This window comes from Bradyrhizobium sp. MOS001, from assembly GCF_004634465.1.
In the GTDB taxonomy this organism is placed as follows: Bacteria; Pseudomonadota; Alphaproteobacteria; order Rhizobiales; family Xanthobacteraceae; genus Bradyrhizobium; species Bradyrhizobium barranii.
The window spans coordinates 19,053-42,567 of record NZ_SPVJ01000015.1 but is presented as its reverse complement, the minus strand read 5'-3'; the positions used below and the strand labels follow the sequence as shown (position 1 = coordinate 42,567).

21 protein-coding genes, 1 tRNA gene and 1 pseudogene are annotated in these 23,515 nt (G+C 64.8%); 18 read left to right on the top strand and 5 right to left on the bottom strand.

Features of this window, described 5'->3' with window-relative positions; translation table 11 throughout:
• Window positions 1–69 precede the first annotated feature (69 nt).
• Window positions 70–645 (bottom strand): methylated-DNA--[protein]-cysteine S-methyltransferase, encoded by a 576-nt coding sequence (locus CT676_RS20085; RefSeq protein ID WP_063985926.1) that lies wholly within the window; start codon window positions 643–645, stop codon window positions 70–72.
• 173 nt (window positions 646–818) lie between these two features.
• Here CT676_RS20085 and CT676_RS20080 point away from each other — a divergent pair.
• From CT676_RS20080 to CT676_RS20020, 13 genes are all read left to right on the top strand, one after another.
• Window positions 819–892 (top strand) — tRNA-Gly (locus CT676_RS20080).
• 509 nt (window positions 893–1,401) lie between these two features.
• Window positions 1,402–4,455 carry a DPP IV N-terminal domain-containing protein gene (locus tag CT676_RS20075; RefSeq protein ID WP_135215211.1) on the top strand — a complete coding sequence of 1,018 codons (3,054 nt, stop codon included), beginning with the start codon at window positions 1,402–1,404 and terminating at the stop codon, window positions 4,453–4,455.
• Window positions 4,456–4,646: 191 nt separating this feature from the next.
• Entirely contained in the window at window positions 4,647–5,228 is a 582-nt protein-coding gene (locus tag CT676_RS20070) for an XRE family transcriptional regulator (RefSeq protein ID WP_028160282.1), read from the top strand.
• A complete protein-coding gene (locus CT676_RS20065) occupies window positions 5,228–5,740 on the top strand; it encodes a GNAT family N-acetyltransferase (RefSeq protein ID WP_085399626.1) in 513 nt (170 codons plus the stop codon). The genes CT676_RS20070 and CT676_RS20065 overlap by 1 nt, the downstream gene beginning before the upstream one ends.
• Window positions 5,741–5,742: 2 nt before the next feature.
• The gene (locus CT676_RS20060) at window positions 5,743–6,207 is read left to right on the top strand and encodes a GNAT family N-acetyltransferase (RefSeq protein WP_085399627.1); all 465 of its coding nucleotides are present in this window, start codon (window positions 5,743–5,745) and stop codon (window positions 6,205–6,207) included.
• Between the two features lie 88 nt (window positions 6,208–6,295).
• Window positions 6,296–7,339, top strand: a complete 1,044-nt coding sequence (locus CT676_RS20055; RefSeq protein WP_085399628.1) for a LacI family DNA-binding transcriptional regulator — start codon at window positions 6,296–6,298, stop codon at window positions 7,337–7,339.
• A gap of 83 nt (window positions 7,340–7,422) precedes the next feature.
• On the top strand, window positions 7,423–8,880 hold the full coding sequence (xylB, locus tag CT676_RS20050; RefSeq protein WP_085399629.1) for a xylulokinase: 1,458 nt from the start codon (window positions 7,423–7,425) through the stop codon (window positions 8,878–8,880).
• Window positions 8,877–10,199: a xylose isomerase gene (gene xylA / locus CT676_RS20045; RefSeq protein ID WP_135215210.1), complete on the top strand. Its 1,323-nt coding sequence runs from the start codon at window positions 8,877–8,879 to the stop codon at window positions 10,197–10,199. The genes xylB and xylA overlap by 4 nt, the downstream gene beginning before the upstream one ends.
• Window positions 10,200–10,211: 12 nt before the next feature.
• The gene (locus CT676_RS20040) at window positions 10,212–10,970 is read left to right on the top strand and encodes an ATP-binding cassette domain-containing protein (RefSeq protein WP_085399631.1); all 759 of its coding nucleotides are present in this window, start codon (window positions 10,212–10,214) and stop codon (window positions 10,968–10,970) included.
• On the top strand, window positions 10,970–12,052 hold the full coding sequence (locus tag CT676_RS20035; RefSeq protein WP_085399632.1) for an ABC transporter permease: 1,083 nt from the start codon (window positions 10,970–10,972) through the stop codon (window positions 12,050–12,052). Before CT676_RS20040 ends, CT676_RS20035 begins: the two co-directional genes overlap by 1 nt.
• A 94-nt stretch (window positions 12,053–12,146) precedes the next feature.
• Window positions 12,147–13,079, top strand: a complete 933-nt coding sequence (locus tag CT676_RS20030) for a sugar-binding protein (protein ID WP_167768101.1) — start codon at window positions 12,147–12,149, stop codon at window positions 13,077–13,079.
• 106 nt (window positions 13,080–13,185) lie between these two features.
• Window positions 13,186–14,163, top strand: a complete 978-nt coding sequence (locus CT676_RS20025) for an aldo/keto reductase (RefSeq protein WP_085399639.1) — start codon at window positions 13,186–13,188, stop codon at window positions 14,161–14,163.
• Between the two features lie 4 nt (window positions 14,164–14,167).
• Window positions 14,168–15,010 (top strand): amidohydrolase family protein, encoded by an 843-nt coding sequence (locus CT676_RS20020; protein ID WP_085399633.1) that lies wholly within the window; start codon window positions 14,168–14,170, stop codon window positions 15,008–15,010.
• Between the two features lie 201 nt (window positions 15,011–15,211).
• Here CT676_RS20020 and CT676_RS20015 read toward each other — a convergent pair whose 3' ends face one another.
• From CT676_RS20015 to CT676_RS20000, 4 genes and pseudogenes are all read right to left on the bottom strand, one after another.
• A complete protein-coding gene (locus CT676_RS20015) occupies window positions 15,212–15,577 on the bottom strand; it encodes a nuclear transport factor 2 family protein (RefSeq protein WP_063979860.1) in 366 nt (121 codons plus the stop codon).
• A gap of 154 nt (window positions 15,578–15,731) precedes the next feature.
• Window positions 15,732–16,082, bottom strand: a complete 351-nt coding sequence (locus CT676_RS20010; protein WP_014491332.1) for a RidA family protein — start codon at window positions 16,080–16,082, stop codon at window positions 15,732–15,734.
• A gap of 117 nt (window positions 16,083–16,199) precedes the next feature.
• On the bottom strand, window positions 16,200–17,117 hold the full coding sequence (locus tag CT676_RS20005) for a PHB depolymerase family esterase (RefSeq protein ID WP_094183948.1): 918 nt from the start codon (window positions 17,115–17,117) through the stop codon (window positions 16,200–16,202).
• 3 nt (window positions 17,118–17,120) lie between these two features.
• A pseudogene (locus tag CT676_RS20000) lies at window positions 17,121–18,778 on the bottom strand (FAD-binding dehydrogenase).
• A 250-nt stretch (window positions 18,779–19,028) separates the two neighbouring features.
• Here CT676_RS20000 and CT676_RS19995 point away from each other — a divergent pair.
• The 5 genes from CT676_RS19995 to CT676_RS19970 all read left to right on the top strand — a co-directional run bounded on the left by CT676_RS19995 (window position 19,029) and on the right by CT676_RS19970 (window position 23,480).
• Window positions 19,029–19,550, top strand: coding sequence for a hypothetical protein (locus CT676_RS19995; protein ID WP_085399635.1), 522 nt, complete (start codon window positions 19,029–19,031; stop codon window positions 19,548–19,550).
• A gap of 120 nt (window positions 19,551–19,670) precedes the next feature.
• Window positions 19,671–19,865, top strand: a complete 195-nt coding sequence (locus CT676_RS19990) for a hypothetical protein (RefSeq protein WP_028160269.1) — start codon at window positions 19,671–19,673, stop codon at window positions 19,863–19,865.
• Between the two features lie 24 nt (window positions 19,866–19,889).
• Window positions 19,890–20,480 carry an SCO family protein gene (locus CT676_RS19985; protein WP_014491337.1) on the top strand — a complete coding sequence of 197 codons (591 nt, stop codon included), beginning with the start codon at window positions 19,890–19,892 and terminating at the stop codon, window positions 20,478–20,480.
• Window positions 20,481–20,735: 255 nt separating this feature from the next.
• Window positions 20,736–21,677, top strand: a complete 942-nt coding sequence (locus tag CT676_RS19980) for a transporter substrate-binding domain-containing protein (protein WP_085398353.1) — start codon at window positions 20,736–20,738, stop codon at window positions 21,675–21,677.
• A gap of 159 nt (window positions 21,678–21,836) precedes the next feature.
• On the top strand, window positions 21,837–23,480 hold the full coding sequence (locus CT676_RS19970; RefSeq protein WP_085398354.1) for a lysine--tRNA ligase: 1,644 nt from the start codon (window positions 21,837–21,839) through the stop codon (window positions 23,478–23,480).
• Window positions 23,481–23,515: the final 35 nt, after the last annotated feature.

Here is a 23,515-nt window from a genome sequence, read left to right as displayed (position 1 = left end):
AAGTGTGTAGCGGTTGTCCGACAAGATCATGCCCAAAAAACAAAGCTAAGGTGCGATTGCGATCGCGCCTTAGCTGGGCCTCGGTGGGGCAACGGGCAGCAGCACCTCGAACAGCGTCTTGCTCGCGACCGGATGGGCGCCCTCGAGCGCAAGCAGCCGCCGCTTGGAGATCACCCCGCCGTAAGGCGAGAGCCGGTCGGCGTAATTGCCGGCCTCCAGCACCCGGTGGCAGGGCACGATCAGCATGTAGGGATTTTTGGCGATCGCCTGCGCCACCGAATGCGCGGCGCCGGAGGCGCCCAGCGCCTTGGCGATCTCGTGATAGGTGCGCGTCTCCCCGCGCGGAATGGCGCAGGCGGCTTCATAAACGCGCCGGTGGAAGCCGGGGACGCCGCCGGCGTCCAGGCTGACCTCGGAAAAATCAGGGTCGCCGCCCTGCAGCAAGCCTGCGATGCCCTCGATCGCAAGCTCGGCATTCAGCGGAGGCTGCTGCTCGCGCGCCTCGGGATGGACCGCGAAAATCCGGCGGCGGGTATCGATCTCCCGCGCCTCCGGCAATTGCACGGCGACCACGCCGGTGCTGCTCCAGACGATGCCGCAGCGCCCTATGGCCGTGTTGAATATCGTGTAGCCACGCCCCAGCATGCACACGCCCCACTCAGTGCACGTCTCTCCCCAGACGCGCGATCATAACACCGCCACAATCCGGCGCACCCAAAATCTTGCCAGGACGTTAACAACCGTCCGGCCGGCCGCGCCAAAGCGCTTGGCGAGCGGCGCCGTCTCGGCTAATCAGGGTTGGCGTGAGATGCGCATTCGCGGGCGTAGTTCAATGGTAGAACGGCAGCTTCCCAAGCTGCATACGAGGGTTCGATTCCCTTCGCCCGCTCCATTCAAAAATTGATGGCCGCTGATTTGGCGTGTTGGATGTTTCTCCGACCCCTGGCCACGTTCATCTTGGCGTATCCGGAAGCATGAAGGGGCCGAAGATCCGCCAAATGGCGTCGGTCTCCCCAGCGTCGGTTAAAGTGGCCAATTTTTGGCGATGGCAATTCTTGGTGATGTAACGGATCACCGCTCGCGCTGCATTTCAGAAGGAGCGGCTTATTCATCCCGACGACACGAGATCACCCTGAGGGATGCTATGCGCTCTCGCAGTTCGGCGCGGCTGCGTATCGTGAAAGACTGCTGGCGCAGTTTTGATTGCCTGTCGTGCAGCGGCGCAGCCAACGACGCTCAATCTGATCCTTCATCTGATCCTTCGCGGCTGCATCAAGCGTTCGTCATCTAGGGCACTAAACTTGCCTTGGACAGCAGGGACTCATTGGTGCCGCGTTTCTGTTTCTGATTGTCGTGCAAAACATTCGGACCCGGCCTGTTGCCGGGCAAACGGAGGCATTGATGACGAATTCAGCACCTGTTTTCACCGCTGGCGGTGGCAGCGACGATGCGTTCACGCGCGTGTCGACCAGCGCAACCGGGGCGCAGGCGGATGGCGCGAGTGTCCAGGCAGCGTTCTCGCCCGACGGCACGAAAGTGGCGTTCGCATCCTATGCCGACAATCTGGTGCCCGGCGATACCAACGGTGCACCCGACGTCTTCGTGAAGGACCTTTCGACCGGGGCGATCACGCTCGTGTCGACCGATGCCAGCGGGGTTCAGCTGGGTGGCTACCAGCCGATTTTTTCGCCCGATGGCACCATGTTGGCGTTCGCAACGGGCGCCGACATCTTCGTGAAGGACCTGGCCACCGGTGCCCTCACGCGCGTATCGACGAGTGCCAGTGGGGAACAGGCGGACGGCTTATCGACCACCAACCCGATATTCTCGCCTGATGGCACCAAGGTTGCGTTCTATTCCGATGCCGACAATCTCGTGCCTGATGATACCGACCACGTGCGCGACATCTTCGTGAAGGACCTGACCACTGGCGCGATAACGCTCGTGGCGCCCAGTCCATACAACGGAGGACCCGGCGGCGGCGGGCTTGAGAATGGCTTTACCTTCCCCCCCTCGTTCTCACCCGATGGCACCAAAATCGTGTTCGGGTCGGCCACAGTGCGCGGCGACACCACCGAGATCTACATCAAGGACCTTTCCACCGGGGCCACCACACTGGTGTCGGAGAGCGCCAGCGGCGCTCGTGGGGATCGCGGCAGCTTCGACCCGGTGTTCTCGCCAGATGGCACCAAGGTGGCGTTCTATACCTTTGCCGACAATCTTGTGCCGGGTAGTTCTAACAACCTAATCGGCAACATCGTCATTAAGGATCTGACCACAGGCGCGGTCACGCTGGTATCGACCGATGCCGACGGAGTCCCGCAGAACAACGGCGAAGCCCAGAAACCCGTGTTCTCGCCTGATGGCACCAAGATTGCGTTCTATTCCAGTGCCACCAATCTCGTGCCGGGTGTCAATGCCGATCAGGTCGTCTATGTGAAGGACTTGGCCACGGGTGCCATCACGGCCGTCTCGACCAATGGGGGCAGGCCGTGGGAATTCGGGGGCGGCAGCCGGCTTCCCGTGTTCTCGCCTGATGGCACCAAGGTGGCATTCGAGTCTTTATCCAGCATTCTGGTGCCGGGCGATACCAACCATACCTACGACATCTTTGTAAGAGATCTTACTACGCGTTCCTTCACCGCAGCGAAGCTGACGGACAATGGCGCTGCCCATGTTTCGACATCGCAGGCGGGTTTCTTTGCCGGTGCCCACACGGTCGCGGTGGCACCGCAAGACGGCAATCTCGGCACACTCACGGCCACCATCGACGTTGCCGATGGCAAGGTGACGTGGAGCTATGATGTCTCTCATGCCAACATCGCTCCGCTCGCGGCCGGACAGACCCATACCGACATCTTCATCTTGGTCCTCGACGGCTTCTACGGGACACAGGGCATCACCGTGACGCTGACGGGAATCGATGATGCGCCCGTGATCAGCTCGGGCACGACGGCAAGCTTCGCGGAGAATGGCTCTGGCGTCGCCTACCACGTCGCGGCGACCGATGTGGACAGTCCCGCGCTGACCTATTCGCTGTCCGGCACTGACGCGGCTCTGTTCGACGTGTCGGCGACGGGCGATGTGACGTTCAAGTCCGCGCCCGACTTCGAGGCGCCGAAAGACGCGAACCACGACAACGTCTACGACGTCACCGTCGCGGTCAGCGACGGGACAGAGATCGCGACAAAGAACGTCGCGATCACGGTCACTGACGTGAATGACACCAGCGGCGGCGGTGGCGTTCTGACGGTCACCGGCTCGACCGGCTTCACGTCGATTGATCGGGCAACGATCAATATCAGCGTGACCGGCAATTTGCACGAGACCGGCCGCGCCGGTGTGATCAGCAACAGCACGATCAACAATCTCGGTTCACTGAGCGAAACCCAGGCGATGCTCGCCTTCGTGAACGATACGATCGCCGGCGGTTCCCTCGGTGCGATCGTCGCCAATGGCGGCACCATCACCTTCGACAACGTGCATCTGGACGGGACGTTGCTGGATGCGACATCAGGCGGACTCATCGAATCCGTTGCAGGCAGCGCCAACAGTTTCAACAATGTGACGCTCAAGGCCGGCGCCGTGTTTGACGTCAGTGCCGCAAGCGGTCTGTTTGTCAGCGGCACGCTGAACAACGGCGGCAAGATCGAGTTCTTCAATTTCGCGAAAGTCATCCTGACCGGCGACGCCACGATCATTGGCAATGGCGAGATCAAGCTCGATCCGGGCTCCTCGATCCTGAACAGCGGTGCGCATCACACGCTCGACCTTGACGGCGGCACGATCGACGGCGCCGGCACGATCGGAAACGGAGATCACAGCCTCACCTTGGATATCGGCTTCTCCGGCACGCTCGAGGCGAACGGGTCCCAGCCGCTTGCGGTCAACACCGGCAATTCCGTCACCAGCAGCGGCCTGATCGAAGCCGTGCATGCCTCGCTCGATTTCGACGACGCCGTTTTCAACACCTTTGGAACGATCACCGCCGATCAGGCCGGCACGATCGACTTCAAGAATGGATTGACCAATGGCGGTATCGTCAATGTGCACACCGGCAGTGAGGTGGATGTTTCGGGCAACCTCGTCAACAACGGCACTGTCCTGGATAGTGGCGTGCTCAAGGTCGATAATTTAAGCGGGACTGGCGCTGTCAACGTCAACAACGGGACATTGGTGGTCACTGGCAATCTAAGCAGCAATGTCGTTCTGACGGGTACGGACTCATTTGTCTTCGGACCCGATGCCAAACAAACATCCGGCGTCATCTCAAACTATACGCCAGGCACGACGCTGGTGCTGGATGGCTTCGACGCCAAGGTGAACGCGGCCTTCGACACTCAGACCAATATTTTGACGCTGACCGATGCGGATCATCATGCGATGACGCTTCACCTCGCGCCCGGATCCCTGATCCCGCAGGCCCACGGCGCGGCGCCGGATTTTCTGGTCTAGCGAATTTCCCCAAGGACACTTTGCCGAGCCCGCCATGTCCAGGCGGGCTGTGGCAATTCGCCAGGGAATTTGCCGCGCAAAAATTCTAATATATTAGCTCTTCGCATCCGGCATGCGCGCCCCGCCCGGCTTAAGCTTCTCCCGCCCTGATGGGTGCGGTCCTCCTGTCGGGCAATATTCGGATGAAAGCCATGGACCAGCAGAAACTCGACCGTGCGATCGGTCGTCGCTTGAAGACGTTGAGGACGCAGGCGGGCATGACGTTGAACGAACTCGCGACGCGCTCCGGTGTCAGCCGGGCCATGATCGGGAGGGTGGAGCGGGCGCAGAGCAGCGCCACCGCTGCGCTGCTCAACAAGCTCTGCGCGGCGCTCGATGTCACCCTCAGTGACGTCGTCGCGCTCGCCGAGAAACCGCCGGAGCGATTGATGCGGCTTGCCGACCAGCCGCTTTGGCGCGATCCCGACAGCGGCTACCGGCGGCGTCATGCCTCGCCGCCGGATGCGGCGAGCGGCATCGAGATCATCGTCGTCGACCTGCCGGCCGGAGCGCGCGTCTCCTACAGCCCCTGGGGCCGCAACGCGTTCACCCAGCAGCTGCTGATGCTGGAGGGTGCGGTCTGCGTGCATATCGACGCCAAGACCGTGCGGCTGCGCGACGGCGATTGTCTCGATTTCGACGTGATGCGGGCGGTGACCTTCGAGAACGAAACCAAACAGGATGCGCGCTACGTCATCATCACGCGGCGCGGCACATCGTACGGGAAAATGTGATGTCGCTAATCGTGCGGGATGCCACGCTGGAGGATGCCGAAGATATTTTGGCCATCTACAATTACGCCGCGATCAACACCACGGCGGTGTGGACCGACGGACCGGCCGATCTGGATTCGCGGCGCGAGTGGATGCGCGCACGGCAAGCGGCCGGCTATCCCGTGCTGGTTGCGATGAAAGGCAGGGACGTCGTCGGCTTCGCGTCATTCGGCGATTTCCGCCCCTGGCCCGGCTATCGCCACACCGTGGAGAATTCGGTCTATGTCGGCGTGCAACATCATCGGCTCGGCGTCGGCCGCAGCCTGATGGCCGCGCTGATTGAGCGCGCTACCGCGCTCAACAAGCACACGATGGTCGCCGCGATCGAGGCCTCGAATTCCGCCTCGACCGGGCTGCACGCGTCGTTCGGCTTTGCCGAGGTTGGCCGCATGCCAGAGGTCGGCTGCAAGTTTGGCCGCTGGCTCGATATGGTTCTCATGCAGAAGCGGCTTTCAAGCGGGGTGAGGCCGTGACGATGCAGGTCCGCACCGGCGACACCTTTGATCCCCGCGTCATTGCGCTGCTCGACCATCACGTCGCGGCTGCGCGGGCGCAGACCGCGCCGGGCAGCGCCCATGCGCTCGATCTCGCTGGGCTGCGCGCGAGCGACGTCGCGTTCTGGACCGGCTGGGACGGCGAGACGCTGGTCGCCACCGGCGTGCTGAAGATGCTCTCGGCCGACCATGGCGAGGTGAAGTCGATGCACACGCTGCAAACGACGCGGAGGCGCGGCTTCGGCGGCCAGATGCTCCGCCACATCATCGCTGAGGCCCGCGCGCGTGGCTCGCAGCGGCTCAGCCTCGAGACCGGCTCCTGGGATTATTTCAAGCCCGCGCATGCGCTCTACCAGGCGCACGGTTTTGTGCTCTGCGGCCCGTTCGAGGGCTATGTCGAGGATCCCAACAGCCTGTTCCTGACGCTCGACCTGACCGGCGGCTGAGGCCGCGCGGTGTAACCCGGGCCCGAAAACATCGCCCTGCGCCTCAAAATGAGTTGCGTACCTCAAAACACCTCGATAACCTTCAGCCATGGCCGATACTCTCACCGCGACCGCGCTGACGCTGAAGGACATCGCCCGCGAGGCGGGTGTCAGCCTTGCGACGGTCGACCGCGTCCTGCACAACCGCCCGGGCGTGCGGCCCGATACGGTCCGGCGCGTCAAGGCGGCGATCGAGCGCAACGCCTTCCAGCCGCACGTCGCCGCCGCCGAGCTCGCCCGCAGCCGTGCCCGCCGCTTTGCCTTCGTGATGCCGGCGGGGCCGAACCCCTTCATGCAGCAGATCGAGGCCTATCTCGGCGAGATGTCGGCCTGGCTCTCAGCCCGCCGCCTCGGCGTCGAGGTGGTCACCACGGATGTGTTCGACCCGTCCGTGCTCGCGGCCTCGCTGGAGGCGCTGTCCGGCGATTACGACGGCGTCGCCGTGGTGGCGCTGGACCATCCGGGGGTCCGCGCCGCGATCAACGATCTCGTCGACGCGGGGACCAGGGTCGTGACGCTGGTCTCGGACGTGCCGTCCTCGCGTCGCCACCATTATGTCGGCATCGACAACATCGCGGCGGGGCGCACCGCCGGCGCGCTGGTCGGTCGGCTGGTTGGCCAACGGTCCGGCAAGGTCGCGATCGTCGCGGGCTCGCAGGGCCTGCGCGACCATTCCGAACGCATCTTCGGCTTCAGCCAGGTGATGGCGTCGGAATTCCCCGATCTCAGCGTGCTGCCGGTGCTGGAAGGGCGCGACGAAGACGGCCGTTCGGAACAGGTTCTGGCGCAGCTGCTCGGCAGGCATGCTGACATTGTCGGCCTTTATAACGTCGGCGCCGGCACGCAAGGCGTCGCCAAAGCGTTGAGCGATGCCGGCCGCGGCAAGCAGGTGGTGTTCGTCGGACACGACGTCACCGCACTGACGCGCCGGCTGCTGTTGCAGGGCGTGATGGATGCCGCGATCTCGCAGAACCCCGGGCATGAAGCGCGCGCCGCCGTGCGCGTGCTGCTCGCGCTTGCGCGCGGCGAGCCGATCTTGCGCGAACAGGAGAAGATCAGGATCGACATCGTGATGCGGGACAATTTGCCCTAGGGGCAGGCGGATTTTCAGAACGGTCCGTTGTGGAAAGGGCGACTCTGAGATCGCGCACCGCAACAGGCGAAAGGGAGGATAGCGTGTATCTCGGTATCGACATCGGCACATCCGGTGTGAAAGCGGTGCTCGTGAGCGAAACCGGCGCGATTGTCGCGACGGCCGCGCGCGAGCTTGCGCTGTCGCATCCCGCGCCGCTGTGGTCCGAGCAGGATCCCGACGCCTGGGTCGACGCGGCGGTTGGCGCCGTCGACGATCTCGCCGCCCGCCATCCGCGCGAGGTCGCGCAGGTGCGCGGCATCGGGCTGTCCGGCCAGATGCATGGTGCGACGCTGCTGGACGAGGATGGACGGCCGCTGCGCCCCGCTATTCTGTGGAACGACGGCCGCTCGCACGCCGAATGCGTCGCGCTCGGGCGGCGCTGCCCGTCGCTGCACACGATCGCGGGCAATCTGGCGATGCCCGGCTTCACCGCGCCAAAGCTGCTCTGGGTCGCGCGGCACGAGCCGCAGATCTTCGAGCGCGTGGCAAAGGTGCTGCTGCCGAAGGCCTATGTGCGTTATCGTCTCACCGGCGAGATGGTCGAGGACATGTCCGACGCCGCCGGCACGCTGTGGCTCGATGTCGGTCTGCGCCGCTGGTCGGCGCTGCTGCTGCATGCCGTCGGGCTCGATCTCCACCACATGCCCCGCCTCGTCGAGGGCAGCGAGGTCAGTGCAGTGCTCGCGCCGGAATTCGCGCGGCGCTGGGGCACGGCGAATGATGTCGTGATCGCCGGCGGTGCCGGCGACAATGCCGCGAGCGCCATCGGGCTCGGCGCGATCGCGCCGGGCGATGCATTCCTGTCGCTCGGCACATCCGGCGTGGTGTTCCGCGTCACCGACCGGTTTGCACCGGCACCGGCTTCGGCCGTGCATGCGTTCTGCCATGCGCTGCCCGGCCTCTGGCATCAGATGGGCGTAATGCTGTCGGCCGCGGCTTCGCTGGCCTGGCTCGCGGGCGTGATGGAGACGCCGGCCGCCGCGCTCCTGGCGCCGCTCGGCGAGCGTGTCGACGGACCGAGCTCCATAAAATTCCTGCCCTATCTCGATGGCGAGCGCACGCCGCACAACGATGCCGCCGCCAGCGGCGCCTTCGTCGGCCTGCGCGGTGCGAGCGGGCGCAGCCAGATCGTGCAGGCCGTGCTGGAAGGCGTCGCCTTCGCCGCGCGCGACAACCTCGCGGCGCTGAGCGCGGCCAGCGGGCCAATCGCGGAGGTCGATCTCGTCGGCGGCGGCTCGCGCTCGCCGCTGTGGGCGCAAATCTGCGCCGATGTGCTCGGCATTCCCGTCCACCGCGTCGAGGAAGGCGAGGTCGGGGCCGCGCTCGGCGCCGCACGGCTCGGCCGGCTCGCCGCCACCGGCGAAGATCCCGCGGAAGTGTGCAAGCGCCCGCGGCGGCTCGCGAGCTTTGCGCCCCGCGCATCCGTCACTGCGGCCTATGACGACGCCTATCGGCGATGGCGCGAACTTTATCCTGCGTTGAAGGAGAGTCTTAAGTGAACGCACCAGCAAAATTCTTCGATGCAAGCGCCCCTGTCGCCTTCGGCGGCAAGGATGCGGGAAACACGCCCGCCTTCCGCTGGTACGACAAGGACCGGCTCGTGCATGGCCGCAGGCTCGAGGATCATCTGCGCTTTGCGGTCTGCTACTGGCATTCGTTCTGCTGGCCGGGCGGCGATCCCTTCGGCGGCGAGACCTTTCTGCGCCCCTGGCATCAAGGTGCTGATGCGATGGCGCAGGCACGCGCCAAGGCCGATGTCGCCTTCGAGCTGTTCCGCCTGCTGGACGTGCCCTTCTTCACCTTCCACGACGTCGATGCGGCGCCGGAAGGCACTTCGCTCAGCGAGTCCGTCGCCAATCGCAACGCGGTCGCCGATCTGTTCGAAGCGAAGATGGCCTCCGCAAAAGTCCGCTTGCTCTGGGGCACGGCCAATTTGTTCACGCATCGCCGCTACATGGCGGGTGCCGCGACCAATCCGGACCCCGAAATCTTCACCTATGCCGCCGGCCAGGTCCGCGCCGCGCTGGAGGTGACGCACCGGCTCGGCGGCCAGAACTACGTGCTGTGGGGCGGCCGCGAGGGCTACGAGACACTGCTCAACACCGATCTCAAGCGCGAGCTCGACCAGCTCGGCCGCTTCATCTCGCTGGTCGTCGAGCACAAGCACAAGATCGGCTTCAAGGGCCCGATCCTGATCGAGCCGAAGCCGAAGGAGCCGACCAAGCATCAATATGATTTCGACGTCGCCACCTGCTATGGCTTCCTGGAACGCTACGATCTCCTGAACGACGTCAAGCTCAACATCGAGCAGAACCACGCCATCCTTGCCGGCCACTCCTTCCATCACGAGGTCGCGCTCGCCGAGGCGCTCGGAATCTTCGGCTCGCTCGACGTCAATCGTGGCGACGATCTGCTCGGCTGGGACACCGACCAGTTCGCGATGAACGTGCCGGAGCTGGCTCTGGTGTTCCACGAGATCCTGAATCGCGGCGGCTTCACCTCGGGCGGGCTCAATTTCGACGCCAAGATCAGACGGCAGTCGATCGACCCCGACGATCTGATCCATGCCCATGTCGGCTCGATGGATGCCTGCGCGCGCGCGTTCCTCGCCGCCGCTGACATGCTCGATGCCGGCGCCCTCACCGCACCGCTCGCGCAGCGCTACGAGGGATGGGCGGGGCCCGAGGGCCGGGCCATTCTCGGCGGCCAGCGCTCGCTCGCCGAACTTGCCGACCGTGCGCTCAGCCCCGGCTTCGATCCGCAGCCGCGCTCGGGGCGGCAGGAATATCTGGAATCCCTGGTCAACCGCTACGTCTGAGGAACGCCGTCGATGACAAAGGCTGAAGCGACACCGGTCCTCGAGCTGACCGGCATCGGCAAGGAGTTCGGCGCAATCCGCGCTCTGCACGGCGTCGACCTGCAGGTCCAGCCGGGCGAGGTCGTCGGCCTGATGGGCGACAACGGCGCGGGCAAGTCCACGCTGGTCAAGATCATCGCCGGCAATTTCCGTCCCAGCCATGGCGAGATCCGCTTTGTTGGCAACGCGGTCCATTTCAACCGGCCCATCGATGCCCGCGCCGTTGGCATCGAGGTCGTCTACCAGGACCTCGCGCTCGCCGACAATCTGACGGCTGCTGCCAACGTCTTCCTCGGCCGCGAGCTGAAGCGCAGGTTCGGCCCGCTCGCACTGCTCGACCACAAGGCGATGGCGGCGCGTGCGCTGGAGCTGTTCGGCGAATTGCGCTCGGAGACGCGCCCCGACGATCTCGTCAAGCAGATGTCTGGCGGCCAGCGCCAGGCGGTTGCGATCGCGCGGACGCGGCTGTCCAACGCGCGGCTGGTCATGATGGACGAGCCGACCGCCGCGATCTCGGTACGCCAGGTCGAGCAGGTGCTCGGCCTGATCCACCGGCTGAAGGAGCAGGGCGTCGCCGTCATGCTGATCTCGCACCGTATGCCCGATGTGTTCGCGGTGTGCGACCGCGTGATCGTCATGCGTCGCGGCGAGAAGCGGGCCGACAAGCCGATCCACCAGACGTCGCCCGAGGAAGTCACCGCCCTGATCACTGGCGCGAAGGAGGCGGCGTGATGGCCATGCCCTTGGAATCTCCGATCAGCTTCACCAATGTCGGCCGGATCAGATGGTGGCAGCGCGGCATCTTCGCCTCCCAGACCGGCTATGTCCTGCTCGCGCTGGCGATGCTGCTGGTGGTGATGCATTTCGCCAGCCCCTATTTCTTCACCGAAGGCAACATGCAGAACGTGGCGAAGAATTTCTCCTTCATCGCCATCGCCACCCTCGGTGTCACCTTCGTGATCATCACCGGCGGCATCGATCTGTCGGTCGGTTCGATGATGTGCTTCTCGGCCATGATCACCTCCATGGTCATGACCGAGTTGTCGGCGCCCGGCTCGCCCGCGGGCTCGCTGTTTGTGCATATGGCCGCTGACGGCAAGACCGTGCTGGCCAACGTGCCGGGTCTGATCCTGCTGATCTCGATCCTCGCGGGGCTCGGCGTCGCGCTGATCGCGGGCCTCGTCAACGGCTTCTGTATCGCCGTGCTCGGCCTGTCGCCCTTCGTCACCACGCTCGGCATGCTCTCGATCGTGCGTGGGCTCGGCTACGTCGTCTCCAACGGCCGCGGCAGTTTTCCTGGCGGGCCGGACGCTGATTACTTCTACGCGCTCACCTCGGGCGATGTGCTCGGCGTGCCGGTGCCCTTCATCTACCTCGTGGTCCTCGCGCTGGCGATGGCCGTGGTCCTGCACCACAGTTCGTTCGGCCGCCACGTGTTCGCGCTCGGGGGCAACGAGAAGGCCGCCGAACTCACGGGCATACCGGTCGTGCGGGTGAAGATCGAGGTCTATGTGATCTGCGCGCTTGCCGCAGGGCTGCAAGGCATCATCATCTCCGGCTGGCTCGGATCGGCGCCCGCCAACATGGCGACGTCCTACGAGCTCAACGTGATCGCGGCGGCCGTCATCGGCGGTGCCAATCTCGCCGGCGGCATCGGCGGTCCGTTGGGGGCCATCGTCGGCTGCGTGCTGCTGGAAGTGATCCGCAACGGCCTCGTGCTGGCACAGGTCAGCTCCTACTGGCAGCAGACGCTGGTCGGCGTGATCATCATCCTGGCCGTGCTGGTCGACCGCATCCGCTCGCGGATGATCTGAAATGACGTCGTTCCGGGAGGGCAACGAAAATGTCGCCTGTCCGCTCCCCGGACGATCTTGAGAGGACGGGCGCCAAATAAGGGTGGAGGAAACAATGAGGAAACTTCTTCTTGCCGGCATCGCGGTCGCGATGATGGCGACGCCGGCGTTCGCCGCGAACTACCGTTTCGTGATCGTGCCCAAGGCGATGAACAATCCGTTCTTCGACTTCGCGCGCGACGGCTGCCTGAAGCGTGCCAAGGAGCTTGGCAACATCGAGTGCATCTACAAGGGGCCGGTGGAGCATGAGCCGACGACGCAGGCGCAGATCATCCAGGACTTCGTCACCCAGAAGGTCGACGGCCTCGCCATCTCGGTCGCCGACGTTGCGGCCATGACCAAGTCGATCGAGGCGGCGACCGCGGCCGGCATCCCCGTCATCACCTTCGATGCCGATGCGCCTGGCTCCAAGCGGATCGCCTATATCGGCACCAACAACAAGGAGTTCGGCGTCGCGCTCGGCAAGGAGCTCTTGAAGCTGCGGCCCGACGGCGGCAAATACGCGATGGTCTCGGGCGGTCCGGGCGCCAAGAATCTCGCCGAGCGCGTCGACGGCGTCCGCGAGGCGCTGAAGGGCTCGAAATGGACCGAGGTCGCGGGCTCGCCGACCTTCTGCAACGACGATCCGGCGCTGGCGGTCCAGCAGATGACGGATATGCGCACCGCAACGCCCGACCTCGCCTCGATCGTTCCCATCGGCGGCTGGCCGATGTTCGCCCCCGAAGGCTTCAAGGCCTTCGCCTCCAGGAACAAGAAAGACATCGACTCCGGCAAGTTCACGCTGGTCGTCGCCGATACGCTGAAGATGCAGCTCGAACTGCTGCGCGACGGTTACGCCAATGCGCTGGTCGGCCAGCGTCCGTTCGAGATGGGCGAGAAGGCGATGGATACGCTGCTCGCCATCAAGAAGGGCGAGAAGGTGCCGGAGATCGTCTATACCGGCCTCGATCTCGTGACCAAGGATAACGTTGCGCAGATGTTGAAGTAGGAGCGTCGCCAGCCCCGTGCTCCTGCGAGCCTCTCCCGCTTGCGGTTTCCGCAAGCGGGAGAGATGATTGGACGGTTGGAAGGAAGACTTTTGGAAGGCAATGGGAATGAAACGGTCGCGGCTCGGCTCCCTCGACGTCACCTCAATCGGTCTCGGTTCGGCCCCGCTCGGCGGATTGTTCACCGCCGTCAGCGATACCGATGCGTTCGCCACGATCGAGCGCGCCTGGTCGGCCGGCATCCGCTTCTACGATACCGCGCCGCTCTACGGCTTTGGCCTCGCCGAACGGCGGATCGGCGCTTTCCTGCGGCAGCAGCCGCGCGACTCCTACGTCATCTCGACCAAGGTCGGTCGTCTGCTGCGCGCGCCTGATGGCGCGGCCGCCGAGGACGCGCACTACAAGGGTACGTCGCGCGAGCGGCCGGTGTTCGACTTCTCCCATGACGGCGTGATGCGTTCGGTGGAGGAGAGCCTGACGCGCCTTGGGCTCGACCGCATCGATGTCCTGCTCGTGCATGACCCCGACGATCACTATGACGACGCCGTGGCCGGCGCCTTCCGCGCGCTCCAGCGCCTGCGCGCCGACGGCACGGTCAAGGCGATCGGTGCCGGCATGAACCAGTCGGAAATGTTGGTCCGTTTTGCCCAGGCCGTTGCGGTCGACTGCTTCCTGCTCGCCGGCCGCTACACGCTGCTCGACCAGGGCGCGCTGGATGCGCTATTTCCGGTCTGCCGCGAGAAGAACATCGGCATCCTGCTCGGCGGCATCTACAACAGCGGCATTCTGGCCAATCCGCATCCCGGCGCGAAGTTCAACTATCAGGACGCCGACGCGGCGCTGATCGCGCGTGCGCTCGAGCTCGACGAGCTCTGCCGCAAGCACGGGACCGAGCTGAAGGCCGCCGCGCTCCAGTTCTGCATGGCCCATCCGGCGGTCACAATTGCCGTGCTGGGCGCGCGCAACGCCGCGGAAGTTTCCGACAACATCGCGATGTCGGAGAAGGCGGTGCCACAAGCCTTCTGGCAGGAGCTGCGTGCGCGCAAACTCGTCGACGCACGCGCGCCGTTGCCGGGCGGAGCGTGAGGGCATGATCATCGACGGCCATCAGCATTTCTGGGATCCGACGCGCGCCGACTATCCCTGGATGGACGCGCCGGAATTGGCCTCGATCCGCCGCGCCTTCGGCCCCGCCGATCTCGCGCCGCTGTTGAAAGCAAACGGCATCGACGCGAGCATATTGGTGCAGTGCCGCTCCGCGCTGGAGGAGACCGAGGAATTCTTGCGGATCGCGCATGCGACGCCCTCGGTGATTGGCGTCGTCGGCTGGGCTGATCTGACGGACGGTGCGCTTGGCGACACGCTCGACCGCTTGCGCGCTTCGCCCGACGGCGACAAGCTGGTCGGCATTCGTCACCAGGTGCATGACGAGGCCGATTCGGACTGGTTGTTGCGCGAGGACGTTCAACGCGGCCTCACCGCAACGTTCGCCCGCGATCTCGCCTACGATTTTCTCGTCCGCACCCGCGAACTGCCCGCCGCGATCGCAACCGCGCAGGCCTTTCCGCAAGCGCGTTTCGTGCTCGACCACGCCGCAAAACCGCCGATCGCCGACGGCGGCAGCGCCGAATGGGCCGATCGCATCAAAGCTCTCGCGGCCTGCGGTAATGTCTGGTGCAAGATTTCGGGCCTGGCGACGGAAGCGGTGTGGAGTGACTGGGATGCGGAGCGGCTGTTTCCGTTCGTCGAACATGCCGCAACATGTTTTGGCGAGGATCGCCTGATCTTCGGCTCGGACTGGCCGGTGTGTCTGCTTGCCGGGAGTTATGGCGAGATCAAGGGGGCGCTGGAGGCGAGTTTGACGAGGCTCGGGCCGCAGGTTCGCGAGAAGGCGTTTGGTGTGAATGCGAAGGCTGCGTATCGGTTGGCTTGATTGCAGTCGATGCGCGCTTCTTTCTTCCTTCTCCCCTTGTGGGAGAAGGTGGCGCGAAGCGCCGGATGAGGGGTATGCCTCCGCGAACTCAACTCTCAAGATTCTCGCGCGGAGAGATACCCCTCACCCCAGTGAGCCTGCGTCTACGAGCGGAGATGCCCTCTCCCGCAAGGGGAGAGGGCACAGCAACGGGCAGTGTCGTCACGCGCCCGCGGGCACCTGGTCCAGAAATCCCGTGATGCTCCTGATGCGGCCGTCCTTCAGCACGGCGAAATCCGTCCCCTTGATCGGGCTGTCGACACCGTCGGGACCAAGGCCCCACGAAAAGCGGACATGCTCGCCGTAGCCGTTGGGCTCGCCGATCAGCGTGAACTTGAAGTCGGGAAAGCGCTGCTGCACGCCCGCGATCAGCGCGTCGATGCCGTCCCGGCCGTCGCCCTTCATCAGGGGATCGACATAGCTCGCATCCGCCGTCCAGTTCTCGCTGAGCAGTTCGCGACGGCGGCCTGCGGTGCGCTCGTTCCAGAGCTCGATGTAGCGGCGGGCGATGGTGACGGGGTCGGTCATGGTGTTCTCCTTCGATGGCGCCGTGTTCGGCTGTCTCGACTATCGAAGGTTCGCACGCGCAGATCGATTACCTCGGAGGTCATGCGCACGCAGAAAAGAAGCGCGATGATGCTCTCATCGCGCTTCGGACGTTCGCAACAATTTCAGCGCGAATTTACTTCGCCGCGGTGACCATGATCTCGACGGTGTACTGAGCCGCCGCGAGCTTGGCTTCGACAGTGGCGCGAGCCGGGGTGTTGCCGGGCGAGACCCAGGCGTCCCACACCGCGTTCATCTCGGCAAAGGTCTTCATGTCGGTGATGTAGATCGTGGCCGAGAGCAGCTTCGACTTGTCGGTGCCGGCCTTGGCGAGATGGCTGTCGATCGTCGCCAGGATGTCCTGGGTCTGCTTCGTGACGCTTTCACCGGCGGCCTTGTTGGCGACGACGCCGGCGAGATAGACGGTGTTGCCGTGCACGACGACCTGGCTCATGCGCGGGCCGGTTTCGAAACGCTGAATGCTCATTGGGGGATCTCCTGGTGGGAATGGCGGCCCTGTCTAACCCAGCGCCCCCAGCTCTGCCACCCCAGGCACGCATGCGTTGCCGGGCACGCATGCGTTGCCCGCTGATGCAAGCGTCGTTCACGGAAACTGACTGAAAAACGACCAGATCGTCTCGGCGCCGTCGATGTCGCGGTTCTGCGGCCCGAGCAGGCTGGTTGCAACCTTCGGGAAGCGGGCATCCGGAGCGAAGCCGGGCATGCGGTGGCCGCCATGGTTGATGCGATAGAGCACGACGTCGTGCCCTTTGGGACAGCGTGAGGAGATCCGTGTGACCGTAGACTGATCCGCGGGCGCCTTCTCGGGCAAATCGGTCACCTCGGCGTCGTCGGTCTCGCAACCATTGAGCTTGCGCCAGAAAGCCAGCGTCTCTTCGGTGGACCAGAACCCGTCTGCGGCATAATAGCTCGATCCCCGTCCTCCCTCGTAGGGGACCAGCGGGTCGGCCGTGCCGTTGATGAGCAGCATCGGCAACGGCCGCGATGGATGGCAGGTGACTGCGGCCTCATCCGTGAGATTCATGATCACGCTCGCGCCCGCCGCAAACAGATCGGCGCGCGCGCAAACCAGCGTCATCGCCATGGCGCCGCCATTGGAGATGCCGGCGACATAGACCCGCTTCGGGTCCGCCGTGCCGTTCGTCACCAGCGTCTCGACCAGCTTTGCGATGAAGGCGACGTCGTCGGTGCCCTCGGGCGGGCCACGCAGCGCCGGTCCAGCCTTCGTCCGCGCATCGGCCCAGGCATGGTTGAGGCCATCAGGAAAGACCACGGCAAAACCCTCGCGCTTCGCGACCTGCGGCCACGCCGTTCGCGCGACCATGTCAGCGCCGCGCTGGGTCTTGCCGTGCAGCACGACCACGAGCGGCACCAGCCGCTTCGCCGGCAGTTGCGCGGTGTAGGATCGCTTCACGCCGTTGACGTCGATCGTATCGGCGGATGCGGCCGAGGCTGCGGCCAATGCCGCAAGAAGCGCCCCGATCTGCATCCACCTCCGCATGATCTAGCCCACGGCCTTCGCCGCGGCGCGGCCGGCATTGCGGCCCGAGAACAGGCAGCCGCCGAGGAAGGTGCCTTCCAGCGAGCGATAGCCGTGCACGCCGCCGCCGCCGAAGCCTGCGGCTTCGCCGACCGCATAGAGGCCGGGAATGACGCTACCCTCGCTGCCGAACACGCGCGAGTCGAGATCGGTCTCGAAACCGCCCAACGTCTTGCGGGTGAGGATGTTGAGCTTGACCGCGATCAGCGGCCCCTGCGCGGGATCGAGGATGCGGTGCGGAGAGGCGGTGCGGATCAGCTTGTCGCCGATATAGCGCCGCGCATTGTGGATGTTCATCACCTGCGCATCCTTGACGTAGGGATTGGCGATCTCGCGGTCGCGCGCCTCGATTTGCATCCTGACGTGCTCGAGCTTGAGGAGGTCGCTGTCGGCGAGCTTGTTCATGGCCGCGACGAGATCCTCGATCTTGTCGCGTACGATGAAGTCGACACCATGGCTTTTGAATGCCTCCACCGGCGCCGGCGCGCCCTTGTTGGTGGCGCGGCGCAGGGTCATCCGCCAGCTCTTGGCTGTCAGATCGGGATTCTGCTCTGAGCCCGACAGCGCAAATTCCTTCTTGATGATGCTCTGGGTCAGGATGAACCAGGAATAATCATAGCCGGTGGACATGATGTACTGGAGCTGGCCGAGCGTGTCGGAGCCGGGAAACAACGGCGCCGGCAGCCGCGTGCCTGTTGCGTCGAACCACATCGAGGACGGGCCGGGCAGGATGCGGATGCCGTGGCGCGGCCAGATTGGATTCCAGTTCTGGATGCCTTCGACATAATGCCACATGCGGTCGCGGTTGATCAGCCGCGCGCCCGATTTCTCGGTGATGCCGATCATGCGGCCGTCGACATGCTCCGGCACGCCGGAGATCATGAACTTCGGCGGCTCGCCAAGCCGCTTCGGCCAGTTCTGCCGCACCAGCTCATGATTGCCGCCGATGCCGCCGGACGCCACGATCACGGCCTGCGCCTTCAGCGCGAACTCGCCGACCACGTTGCGCGACGAGCTCCTGCCACGCTCGACATTGTCAGGGGCGAGCACGGCGCCGCTGATGCCGTCCACCGTGCCATTGGTGATGGAGAGCGCATCGACGCGATGGCGGAACCTGAAAGTCAGCCGGCCGCTCTTCATGGCCTCGCGCGCGCGGCGCTCGAACGGCTCGACGATGCCGGGGCCGGTTCCCCAGGTGACGTGGAAGCGCGCACCGAATTGCCGTGGCCCATCGCGTCATAGCCGCCGCGCTCGGCCCAGCCGACCACCGGGAAGATGCGATGCCCCATCGCGCGCAGCCAATCGCGTTTCTCGCCCGCCGCAAACGCCACATAGGCCTCGGCCCACTGGCGCGGCCAGAAATCCTCGTCGCGGTCGAAGCCGGCGGTGCCGATCCAGTCCTGCATGGCAAGGTCGAAGGAGTCCTTGATGCCGAGCCGGCGCTGCTCCGGCGAATTGACCAGGAACAAGCCGCCGAACGACCAGAATGCCTGGCCGCCGATCGACTGCTCGCCCTCCTGGTCGACCACGATCACGCGCTTGCCCGCGTCGGCAATCTCGGTTGCGGCCACCAGTCCCGATAGTCCCGCACCGACGACGATGACGTCTGTCTCTTCAGCCATAGGTTCCCCCCTGTAGTTACCCGGGATTGAAGCCAGCGGTTGCAGCTGAGATCAAGGGTGTGGCGCATAAGGCATCGTTAACTTGTTCCGCTTTGGGATTAGGGCCGTCCGACTGCAGCGCGGGCGCAACACTGGATTTGAATTTGTTTTGAGCCAGCCGGCGTGCCTAGACAAAACCACGGTTAGGACGGACGCTAGCAACGCATCACCACCTGACACGCAGATTCGAATTCGACTGGGGCGGGGGACAATGAAGTTTCTGACGGGGTTGCTCGCGGCGGTTCTCCTGATCGCGGGCATGGGGGCTTCTCACGCAGTGGTTCGGATTGCGGATGACCGCGGTGGCCGGATCGGAACCTACGTCGACAGGTACCAGGATCTGCGCCAGTCAGGCGACACCGTCATCATCGACGGCCTCTGTGCCTCGGCCTGCACCATCGTCCTCGGCGCCATTCCGCGCGACCGCATCTGTGTGACCTCGCACGCGACCCTCGGCTTCCACGCCGCCTGGGATTTTGGCGCCAACGGCCGTGCGGTGACCAACTCCGAAGCGACCCAGATGCTCTATGCGATGTATCCCTCGCAGGTGAAGCGCTGGATCAACCAGCGCGGCGGCCTCACCCCGCACATGCTCTTCCTGAGGGGCAAGCAGCTCCAGGCCATGTACAAGCCCTGCTACCTCGACGCGCAGGCCTCGACCAACCGACCCCTGCGCCGGGCTCTCCCGCAAGCGGAAGAGCTGGAGTCCGCTCGGGGCCAGCTGCTTCGCTGACGTCATCGGCGCGATCTGACTCCGGGAAGTATTCCTTGGAACACCCGCGGCGCTTGCCCGGGCCCGGGCCAACACCTATTTGAATGGCAGGGAACCGGGGCCTTCGCCCCGATCGTTGTCATGGCTCAACCACTGCACCCGGCCCAACCGCTACAGGACAATTCGCCCACTGCCGGCCGGCTGCCGTTCGTGCTGCTGTTGGCTGGCGCGGGGATCGGCGGTCTGGTCGTGCTCGGCGCGCTGGCGCTCTGGTTCCACTACGGCAGCCAGGTATTCTTCGAAATGATCAGGACCGGCTTTGCCGCCTGCTTCTGACCTGCGACAGGAAGTTTTCCGCTCATGAGCTCCACTGCCCGTCCGCTGGTGATCGCGACCGCCTTCGCTGCAAGCCTCGTCGTCGGACTGCTGATCGTGTTCTGGGCGATGGGCGGGGTCAGCAAGGTGGCGCAGCCCGCCGCGATCGGCGGCCCGTTCCAGCTCACCGACCAGCACGGCAAGGCCGTCACCGACAAGAACCTGAAGGGCAAGCCGACCCTGATCTTCTTCGGCTATACTCATTGCCCCGACGTCTGCCCGACCTCGTTGTTCGAGATCTCGGAGGTGCTGCGCGCGATGGGCAAGGATGCCGACAAGGTCAATGCCGTCTTCATCTCGGTCGATCCCGAGCGCGATACGCCGGCGACGATGAAGGACTATCTGTCGAGCTTCGACCCGCACCTCGAAGGGCTCAGCGGCGACCCCGCCGAGACCGCCAAGGTGATCACCTCCTACCGGGTCTATGCCAAGAAGGTCCCGACCAAGGACGGTGACTACACCATGGACCACACCGCGCTGATCTACCTGATGGACCGCGACGGGCGGTTCGTATCGCCGTTCAACATGAAGCGGACGCCGGAAGAGGCCGCGGCCGATTTGAAGCGGTATCTCTGAGGGCCCTTTCGGGCGCAGTCCTCTCCACATCGTCATGGCCGGGCTTGTCCCGGCCATCCACGTTCTTCGGGGGGTGCTAATGTTCGTGGATGCCCGGGCCTTCGCCTCGCCGGATGGGCTTCGGCCCCGCAGGCGGGACAAGCCCGGGCATGACGGCTGAGAGACCTTTACCCATCCCGCAATCGGCGCTCGCGTTCCCGGCGGGATGGTCTATAACGCCTTCCGATCCCAACGAAATTCGTTCATTTCCCGCCGATGGCCCCGTCGCGACAGGCAAAATCGTCCAAAACCGTGCGCCGCGTCCTGACCGGGCTGGTCGCCTGCGCATGTCTGCTCGTAGGCCTGCCCGCCGCAAAGGCGCAGGCCCCGGCCCCGGCCAAGCAGCCTCCGGCAGCGCCCCAGGCCACGCCGCAGGTCGCGCCTCAGGCGGCCCCGCAGGCTGTGCCCGGCTTCTGGGACCCGCGGCGGCGGCCGGAGCGGCCCGACCTGTCGCGCCTGACCGTGATCCGCTTCCTGACCGAGACCGACTATCCGCCGTTCAACTACACCGGCGCCGACGGCAATCCGGCCGGCTTCAACGTCGATCTCGCCCGCGCGCTGTGCGAGGAGATCAAGGTCACCTGCACGGTGCAGATGCGCCGCTTCGAGACCCTGGTCGACGCGCTCTCCTCCAACCGGGGCGATGCCATCATCGCCTCGATGGCGGTGAGTCCGCAGCTCCGCGTCCGCGTTGATTTCACCGATCCCTATTACCGCGTGCCGGCGCGCTTCGCCTCGCGCAAGGACGCAGTGATGCCGGAGATCCGGCCCGAATATCTCGAAGGCAAGAAAGTCGGCGTCATCGCCGGCTCCGCGCACGAAGCGTACCTCAAGGCGATGTTCACCGACGCCGAGCTGCACCCCTATCCCAACGACGATGCGATGCGCGCGGCGTTGCGCAAGGGCGAGGTCGATTTCATCTTCGGCGACGCCATCTCGCTGGCGTTCTGGATCAACGGCACGGATTCCGGCGATTGCTGCGCCTTCTCCGGCGGCCCCTTTGTCGAGAGCCGTTTCTTCGGCGAGGGCATCGGCATCGCCGTCCGCAAGGGCAACGACGTGCTGCGCCAGGCCCTGAACTGGGCCCTGTTCCGCGTCTGGGAGAAAGGCCGCTACACCGATCTGTGGCTGCGGTATTTTTCGGTGAGCCCGTTTTAGTGCCGTAGGGTGGGCAAAGGCGCGCTAGCGCCGTGCCCACCGTCTTTGGCAGTGGTGGGCACGCTTCGCTTTGCCCACCCTACGATTCCACGATAAAGGCGCTGCTACTTTTGCATTCTGCCCGGAAATCGCTATTTTCCGCGGCCTGGAGGCCCCTGAATGTCTGTCATCGATCTTGCCGCGAACCCGAGCGATCTGCGTGCGCTCGCCGAACAATCCAACGCCTGGCCGTTCGAGCAGGCGAAGGCCATTGTCGCGCGGCTGAAGAAAAGCCCGAAGGACGAGGTGCTGTTCGAGACCGGTTACGGCCCGTCCGGCCTGCCGCATATCGGCACGTTCGGTGAGGTCGCGCGCACCTCGATGGTGCGCCATGCCTTTCGCGTGCTCACCGAGGACAAGATCAAGACGCGCCTGCTGGCGTTCTCCGACGACATGGACGGGTTTCGGAAAGTGCCCGACAACGTCCCCAACAAGGAGATGCTGGCCGCGCATCTCGGCAAGCCGCTGACGCGGGTGCCGGATCCGTTCTCCAACGAGTACCCGTCGTTCGGGCACCACAACAACGCGCGCCTGCGCGCCTTCCTCGATCATTTCGGCTTCGACTACGAGTTCGCGAGCTCGACCGACTATTATACGTCCGGCCGCTTCGACGCGACGTTGCTGAAGATGTTAGCTGCCTACGACAAGGTGATGGCGATCATCCTGCCGACGCTCGGCCCCGATCGCCGCGCCACCTATTCGCCGTTCCTGCCGATCAGTAAGACCACCGGTGTCGTGCTCCAGGTGCCGATGATCCGGCGCGACGTCGCGGCCGGTACCGTGACCTATGTCGATCCGGACACGAACCAGGAAGTCGAGACGCCGGTGACGGGCGGCAACGTCAAGTGCCAGTGGAAGGCCGACTGGGCGATGCGCTGGGTCGCGCTCGGCGTCGACTACGAGATGGCCGGCAAGGACCTGATCGACTCCGTGAAGTTGTCCGGTGCGATCGCCAAGGCGCTCGGCGCCACGCCGCCCGAAGGTTTCAACTACGAGCTCTTCCTCGACGAGAAGGGCCAGAAGATCTCGAAGTCGAAGGGCAACGGCCTGACCATCGACGAATGGCTGCGCTATGCGTCGCCGGAATCGCTGTCGCTGTTCATGTATCGCGAGCCGAAGGCGGCCAAGCGGCTGTATTTCGATGTCATCCCGCGCAACGTCGACGACTACCAGCAGTTCATCGACGGCTTTGCGAAGCAGGATGGCAAGCAGCAGCTCGGCAATCCGGTCTGGCACGTCCACAACGGCCATCCGCCGAAGGGCGACATGCCCGTCACGTTCCAGCTCCTCTTGACGCTGGTGTCGTCGTCGAATGCGGAGAATGCCGAGACGCTGTGGGGCTTCATCGGTCGCTATCGTCCCGGCGTGAGCCCGCAAACGCATCCGAAGCTCGATGCGATGGTCGGCTATGCCATCAACTATTATCGTGACTTCGTGGCGCCGACGAAGCAGTTCCGCGAGCCGACCGAGGTTGAGCGCGCCGCGTTGCAGGATCTGCGCGATGCGCTGTCGCAGCTTCCGCAGGAATCCTCGGCCGAGGACATCCAGAACGTCGTCTACGAGATCGGCCGCCGCGAGCCGTTCCTCGACCAGGTCAAGAAGGGCAAGGACGGCCGTCCGGGCGTGACGCTCGACTGGTTCAACATGCTCTACCAGGTGCTGCTCGGCCAGGAGAAGGGCCCGCGCTTCGGCTCCTTCGTTGCGGTCTACGGCGTGCAGAACGCGGTGAACATGATCGACGGCGCGCTGGCGCGAAGTGCGTAATAGATGCCGTAGCCCGGATGTCGCTACGCTCATCC

What these genes read in the sequence shown, in the direction of transcription:
- CT676_RS20085 (WP_063985926.1), bottom strand. Translation starts at nt 645, where the DNA reads ATGCTGGGGCGTGGCTACACGATATTCAACACGGCCATAGGGCGCTGC.
- CT676_RS20075 (WP_135215211.1), top strand. Translation starts at nt 1,402, where the DNA reads ATGACGAATTCAGCACCTGTTTTCACCGCTGGCGGTGGCAGCGACGAT.
- CT676_RS20070 (WP_028160282.1), top strand. Translation starts at nt 4,647, where the DNA reads ATGGACCAGCAGAAACTCGACCGTGCGATCGGTCGTCGCTTGAAGACG.
- CT676_RS20065 (WP_085399626.1), top strand. Translation starts at nt 5,228, where the DNA reads ATGTCGCTAATCGTGCGGGATGCCACGCTGGAGGATGCCGAAGATATT.
- CT676_RS20060 (WP_085399627.1), top strand. Translation starts at nt 5,743, where the DNA reads ATGCAGGTCCGCACCGGCGACACCTTTGATCCCCGCGTCATTGCGCTG.
- CT676_RS20055 (WP_085399628.1), top strand. Translation starts at nt 6,296, where the DNA reads ATGGCCGATACTCTCACCGCGACCGCGCTGACGCTGAAGGACATCGCC.
- CT676_RS20040 (WP_085399631.1), top strand. Translation starts at nt 10,212, where the DNA reads ATGACAAAGGCTGAAGCGACACCGGTCCTCGAGCTGACCGGCATCGGC.
- CT676_RS20035 (WP_085399632.1), top strand. Translation starts at nt 10,970, where the DNA reads ATGGCCATGCCCTTGGAATCTCCGATCAGCTTCACCAATGTCGGCCGG.
- CT676_RS20030 (WP_167768101.1), top strand. Translation starts at nt 12,147, where the DNA reads ATGAGGAAACTTCTTCTTGCCGGCATCGCGGTCGCGATGATGGCGACG.
- CT676_RS20025 (WP_085399639.1), top strand. Translation starts at nt 13,186, where the DNA reads ATGAAACGGTCGCGGCTCGGCTCCCTCGACGTCACCTCAATCGGTCTC.
- CT676_RS20020 (WP_085399633.1), top strand. Translation starts at nt 14,168, where the DNA reads ATGATCATCGACGGCCATCAGCATTTCTGGGATCCGACGCGCGCCGAC.
- CT676_RS20015 (WP_063979860.1), bottom strand. Translation starts at nt 15,577, where the DNA reads ATGACCGACCCCGTCACCATCGCCCGCCGCTACATCGAGCTCTGGAAC.
- CT676_RS20010 (WP_014491332.1), bottom strand. Translation starts at nt 16,082, where the DNA reads ATGAGCATTCAGCGTTTCGAAACCGGCCCGCGCATGAGCCAGGTCGTC.
- CT676_RS20005 (WP_094183948.1), bottom strand. Translation starts at nt 17,117, where the DNA reads ATGCGGAGGTGGATGCAGATCGGGGCGCTTCTTGCGGCATTGGCCGCA.
- CT676_RS19995 (WP_085399635.1), top strand. Translation starts at nt 19,029, where the DNA reads ATGAAGTTTCTGACGGGGTTGCTCGCGGCGGTTCTCCTGATCGCGGGC.
- CT676_RS19990 (WP_028160269.1), top strand. Translation starts at nt 19,671, where the DNA reads ATGGCTCAACCACTGCACCCGGCCCAACCGCTACAGGACAATTCGCCC.
- CT676_RS19985 (WP_014491337.1), top strand. Translation starts at nt 19,890, where the DNA reads ATGAGCTCCACTGCCCGTCCGCTGGTGATCGCGACCGCCTTCGCTGCA.
- CT676_RS19980 (WP_085398353.1), top strand. Translation starts at nt 20,736, where the DNA reads ATGGCCCCGTCGCGACAGGCAAAATCGTCCAAAACCGTGCGCCGCGTC.
- CT676_RS19970 (WP_085398354.1), top strand. Translation starts at nt 21,837, where the DNA reads ATGTCTGTCATCGATCTTGCCGCGAACCCGAGCGATCTGCGTGCGCTC.